This window comes from Ruminococcus sp. 5_1_39BFAA, from assembly GCF_964240875.1.
GTDB lineage: Bacteria > Bacillota > Clostridia > Lachnospirales > Lachnospiraceae > Blautia_A.
Window position 1 is genome coordinate 1 of record NZ_CAXSVO010000065.1, and the last position, 5,096, is coordinate 5,096.

Sequence of the window (5,096 nt, forward strand, 5' to 3'; positions counted from 1 at the left end):
TCTTAGGTAATAACCATACACACATTCTATGTATTCCGTATGGCATTCCAATAACCATCCATATTTTCCACCATTCAGCCAGTCCTAAAGATATACAAAAATTATATGCCAACCACGCCCACACCATCAATGATACCATTGGAAATACCGTTTTCGTTAATACATCTCTAAATCTCATTCTTATCATCCACCTTTCTTACTATCACACTTTCACAATCAAATTACCACTAATTATCAAAATTTTTTCCGAAAACACAAAAGAGTTGCCAACGCTTCCACACATTAGCAACTCTCCTTATAGTTCTGTTTAATTATGATGTCTTATTCTTTTCTTTCTCTGCATCTTTGATTCTGTAGTAATCTTCCATATCCAGACTCAGTTTTATATAAGTATCAGGTTTTGATTTTCGGTTGCTCAAGAGGCAAACGGTCTCTACATGTGTTGTCACTAACATAGGAACACACATCCTTTACCTCGTCACTTATATCGGAACACATTTTTTTCACTTTGTCCGCAATACTGGATGTCTTTCCAAAACGCTCCTTTGCATTCCCAATTTCATTCTTAAATCCTGTTTTATATATGAAAGTTATCTTATAGGGATCTTTATTTCCATCTTCATCATAGCCACCAACTATGACTTTTTCAATAATGCTTTCAAATATTCCTCTGTCAAATTCCTCAAGCACTTCATTATGCGATAGTGCTTTTTTGAAATCTGAAATCCTCCTCTGTAATGAACTATTTTCGTCTGACTGTTGACGCAAGTACTCTAACTTTGCCCTCACATTCGTCAGTTCAGTTTTCAAACCTAAGTCTGTTTCCTCATAAATATCTTGTTCTATAACCCCATTTAGGTAATTATCAAGCAACTTTTTCCTCTTTGTGGAAACCTTTTCAACATTTTTCTCCAACTTATGAATCTGATCCTCAACCGAGTTTTCACCAAGTGCCTTCTCGGTACGTTTTAAAAATTCTTCCAAAACATCCTTATTGTCATTACAAAGCATCCGGTAAGACTCAATAAATGCTTCTTCTATCACTTGCTCTGGAATTCCCTTACTGTCCGGACAGAACCTTTTTCCTTCTTTAGTTGACTTGACACACTGCCATATCGTCTTTTTATACTTAGAACTGCTGTGCCATCGTCTGCGTGAAAGATTTGAGCCACAAAATCCACATTCTACCATACAACTAAATGCAAATTGCCGACTGAATTTTTCACGTTTTCCAGGAGTAATATTATGTTTTCGGTTTCCATTTCTGCGATTCCTCATCTCCTGCGCCCGCTCGAATTGTTCTTCAGTGATAATCGGTTCGTGATGATTATGGATATAATATCGATCTTCCTCACCAAGATTATCTAAACGTCTTTTAGAGATTGGATCAACTGTAAAAGTTTTTCCTAATAAAATATCACCTTTATATTTTTCATTATTGATAATTCCCATGACACTGGATGAAGTCCAGGGATTTCCCCGAATTGTCAGATTACCCTGCTCATTCAATTCTCTAGCTATCATAGTGCTGCCTGCGCCCGCCACATATCTATCAAAAATATACCTGACAACCTCAGCACCTTCCTCATTGATTGAGATAGATTTCGTTTCCACATCATAATCATATCCCAAGCATCCCTGAAAACCCACCAGTTCTCCACGTTTCATTTTCATCTTCAAGCCCTTTTTTACATAAGCGGATGTATTTTCAACTTCCTGCTGTGCAACAGAGCTTAAAATAGTCATTAGAAATTCCCCATCCTTCAGTGTGTTGATTTTCTCAACTTCAAAATAGACAGCAATATTTCTCTCTTTCAACATGCGAACATATTTCAATGTATCCAATGTATTTCTTGCAAATCGTGGAAGACTTTTTGCAATAATCATATCAATCTTACCATCCATGCAATCCTGAATCAGCCTTTGAAATTCGTCCCGCTTATCTACTTTTGTACCAGTAATTGCCTTGTCAGCATATATACCCGAAAATATCCAATCTTTATTATTCTGAATCAATTCTGTATAATGCGTAACCATTGAGTTATAGCTTTTTATCTGATCTTCATCATCCGTACTTACCCGGCAGTAAGCCGCAACTCTTAATCGCTCAATCTTTCGTCTGGCAGAACTTTCAAATGGATCATTTGCTTTAATCAGTTCAACTTCCATTTTCGTCTCCCTTCGTTTTTGTATTCCTACCGTAGTGTTGATTTCATTATATTACAACACAGATATATCGTCAAGCAGTAATGTTGGACACAATGCCATAATCTTTCATTAATCTCTTTTGTATTACCTGGTACTCGTTTTCATTAATCAATTTCTTAGAAAGTAATTGCTTTAACATAGATAACTGCATACTATAACGCAGTAATTTCTTCCCATCCATCTAAGTTCCCCTTTCATTATTATTAAAAAGAAATCCTGCAAGCGGCTATCAGGTATAGCCCCATTGGATTTTCACCATCTTCATCAGACCGGACTTCTGCCGGAAGTATCATTATCAAAAACAGCATCTTCGCCACAAAGTACCTATCTCTCTGTTGGGAACAAATAATTGTCGCTCGTACCTTCGCTTCAATGCCCTTAACAGCATTTCCTCGCTTCCAATCCCTCTAACCTCCCGACAATTTGTCGGGAAGTCAGAAGGACAGGTAGTCTTGGCGTATCCATTCCATAGCTCAACTGCTTCATACGTCTTGCAGGATCAACCATATTTAATTTTCAAGGTACGCCGCATCCCAATCTGCTCTACTCCTGAAAGGGAAAAGAGTAGCAAGCTATGAAGTGCAATCGAACAGTAAAGATCAGAGAATTATTTCTCCTATCTCCTATTCGCAGCTTTTCCAGTTCCATAAGGAACCGGATCAAAATCCAGTATCTTTGTAATCAGTTTTGTTTCCAAACGCCGACGCAAAGTCTCATCCACACAGTAATATGCCTGTCCATATTCATCAAATAGCATTCTTGTGGATAGACTGGTTATGTATCCTTCGTAATGCTTCAGCACTACATTGATTGCTTCCACATCACCCTCTGATGCTGCCTGAATAATATGGAAAGGCAGCAATTCAGATTCATCAATCTGTCTTTCATTTTTTCTCATTCGTATTTGCCTCCATAATTTGTTTGAGTAATTCGAGTGAGCGTTTCCGATGTTCATGGATGGTACTGCGTACAAGGTTCATTTCCCTTGCAATTTCCGCATCACTCATATCCATGAAATAAGACAACAGAATGACATTCCGCTTCTTTTCCGTCAGATTTTTTAAGGCTTCCGCAATCAAAGCATCTTTAACTTCAATATCATAACCAAGGACCTGAAAGCGGCATGTTTCCAAATCGTATTCATCCATCGTAAAAAATCTGCTCAACTCCTTCTGCGACAATTCCGACAACATCACTTCGTGCTTTTGCCGATAGGCCAAATGTCTTTGATAATCAACGACTTCGCCTTTTAATGCCAATTTACATATCCGGTCAAACTGATGTCTGACCGTCCATTCTTTCCAGGAAGAAGATTGCTCCATAAGAGTTCACCTCCTTCCCGACCAACTGGTATGAGCGAAATCCTTTATTTCCCTTTCGCTCAATATCCCGATTGGGTATTTGCCCATGTTGGGGTGAAGTCAAAACTTTTTTTAAAAAATTTTGATGTATATAAAAAGCGCCCGAATAGGCTATTGCCCATCGGACGCATCTTATATCAAAATAAATTGTAACCCCTATAACAATATAGGTTTTTACCCCAGATTCCAGGGTGTTTGACAGAGAATTACAAGTAATGATTTTTTTAATTGTATACCTGACAATCGGTGAAACCGATAGCAAAAAACATCTTTAAAACCCTCTCTGCTCTCCGGCAAAATTCCGCAAGCAAAAAAGAGCATTCAAATAGCCCTTTTCGGAATTTTGTTTTTTTTATCCGAAAAAGGATCTGAACACTCTATCTAGGTTTAAACCCCTATAAAATACCAAGCTATAACCCTTTTCACTTTTTAAATACAGGGTAATACACTATGTTTATGGAGGTGAATAAACATGGATATTCCCAAAACACTTTTTGCAACAATGGTAAAAAATGCTCGGATGGACTTACACTGGACACAGGAAGAGCTTGCGGAAAAACTCGGAGTATCAGCCACTTATTTAGGCGATTTAGAAAGACATAAAGGTACTCCCAGTTTGCCACTGTTTTGTAAAGCAATGCGACTGCTGAATCTTTCTGCAGATGATTATGTATATCCAAATGGAAATGCTAACAACGCTACATATAAACAATTACTGCGCTTATTAACTCATTGCAGCGAACATCAGCTTCAGGTTCTTCTTGCAACCGCTACTGCTCTATTGCAACCCGATCCAGATTTCAGTGATAATCATAATGAATAGATTTTGACAAATTCTGATAAAGCACTGATATTTTCCGATATTTTTTCTACAAACAATTTCAAAAAGAAATGGCTCAATTCCATCTCACAGGAACGAGCCATTTTTATTAAAAAATCATTTTTTTATTTTTTCTATAATTTTTTCTATTTCCGGATTTTTTTCCAGCAATCCCATCCCAGCTAATAATTGGATGCAATCTACATATCCTTGACAATATGCCTGTTCTTCTGCCATAAATGCCTTATGTTGCAAGACTTCTACATACAGTTCTATATTTCTTCTTTGATCAACCTGCAGTTTGGCCACTGCCGTTTCATATTTTTTCTGAGCTTCTTTCTTCAATTTATCCGCTTCCTTCAATTCTGAAAATTGAATATAGCTTTTTCTCTCCACATTTTCACACCGAAGACTGTTCAAAAAATTACCTATTTGCTCCCATATTTCGTTCTGCATATCAGTACGCTCCTTTCAAAATTCGACACCAGTATTGATGCTACCATATATTTATTGTGACCATTCTATGATAATTCAGCATATTTTTTCTTGTACTTCATCTTTAGAAGTATATTAGCATTCCAAATCGGTAAAATCAATTATGAATACTTCAACTTTAGAAGTGAGGGATGTATGTGAACTTCCATGGTAATTAACTCTCGTTTGTATCAGAAAAGACAGTGAAAATGATAAAAATCCCTTGATTTCTG

General features: G+C 37.0%; 7 protein-coding genes. 1 reads left to right on the forward strand and 6 read right to left on the reverse strand.

Translation table 11 applies throughout. The features are described from left to right. From ACESZH_RS23480 to ACESZH_RS23500, 5 genes are all read right to left on the reverse strand, one after another. The coding region (locus ACESZH_RS23480) for a DUF6050 family protein (protein WP_373219984.1) at positions 1-187 on the reverse strand (187 nt) is incomplete at its 3' end. A gap of 206 nt (positions 188-393) precedes the next feature. After that, complete coding sequence (locus ACESZH_RS23485) at positions 394-2,169, reverse strand: recombinase family protein (protein WP_373219326.1); 1,776 nt, start codon at positions 2,167-2,169, stop codon at positions 394-396. A 70-nt stretch (positions 2,170-2,239) separates the two neighbouring features. Continuing rightward, positions 2,240-2,389 (reverse strand): SHOCT domain-containing protein, encoded by a 150-nt coding sequence (locus ACESZH_RS23490; protein WP_373219324.1) that lies wholly within the window; start codon positions 2,387-2,389, stop codon positions 2,240-2,242. A gap of 435 nt (positions 2,390-2,824) precedes the next feature. Continuing rightward, entirely contained in the window at positions 2,825-3,106 is a 282-nt protein-coding gene (locus ACESZH_RS23495) for a helix-turn-helix domain-containing protein (RefSeq protein WP_373219322.1), read from the reverse strand. After that, positions 3,093-3,530 (reverse strand): RNA polymerase sigma factor, encoded by a 438-nt coding sequence (locus ACESZH_RS23500; protein ID WP_373219320.1) that lies wholly within the window; start codon positions 3,528-3,530, stop codon positions 3,093-3,095. The genes ACESZH_RS23495 and ACESZH_RS23500 overlap by 14 nt, the downstream gene beginning before the upstream one ends. Positions 3,531-4,041: 511 nt before the next feature. On the opposite strand from ACESZH_RS23500, the gene ACESZH_RS23505 reads away from it, so the two are divergent. Next, positions 4,042-4,392, forward strand: coding sequence for a helix-turn-helix domain-containing protein (locus ACESZH_RS23505; RefSeq protein ID WP_373219318.1), 351 nt, complete (start codon positions 4,042-4,044; stop codon positions 4,390-4,392). Between the two features lie 114 nt (positions 4,393-4,506). Here ACESZH_RS23505 and ACESZH_RS23510 read toward each other — a convergent pair whose 3' ends face one another. Further along, the gene (locus ACESZH_RS23510) at positions 4,507-4,845 is read right to left on the reverse strand and encodes a hypothetical protein (protein WP_373219317.1); all 339 of its coding nucleotides are present in this window, start codon (positions 4,843-4,845) and stop codon (positions 4,507-4,509) included. Between the last annotated feature and the right edge of the window lie 251 nt (positions 4,846-5,096).

What these genes read in the sequence shown, in the direction of transcription:
- ACESZH_RS23485 (WP_373219326.1), bottom strand. Translation starts at nt 2,169, where the DNA reads ATGGAAGTTGAACTGATTAAAGCAAATGATCCATTTGAAAGTTCTGCC.
- ACESZH_RS23490 (WP_373219324.1), bottom strand. Translation starts at nt 2,389, where the DNA reads ATGGATGGGAAGAAATTACTGCGTTATAGTATGCAGTTATCTATGTTA.
- ACESZH_RS23495 (WP_373219322.1), bottom strand. Translation starts at nt 3,106, where the DNA reads ATGAGAAAAAATGAAAGACAGATTGATGAATCTGAATTGCTGCCTTTC.
- ACESZH_RS23500 (WP_373219320.1), bottom strand. Translation starts at nt 3,530, where the DNA reads ATGGAGCAATCTTCTTCCTGGAAAGAATGGACGGTCAGACATCAGTTT.
- ACESZH_RS23505 (WP_373219318.1), top strand. Translation starts at nt 4,042, where the DNA reads ATGGATATTCCCAAAACACTTTTTGCAACAATGGTAAAAAATGCTCGG.
- ACESZH_RS23510 (WP_373219317.1), bottom strand. Translation starts at nt 4,845, where the DNA reads ATGCAGAACGAAATATGGGAGCAAATAGGTAATTTTTTGAACAGTCTT.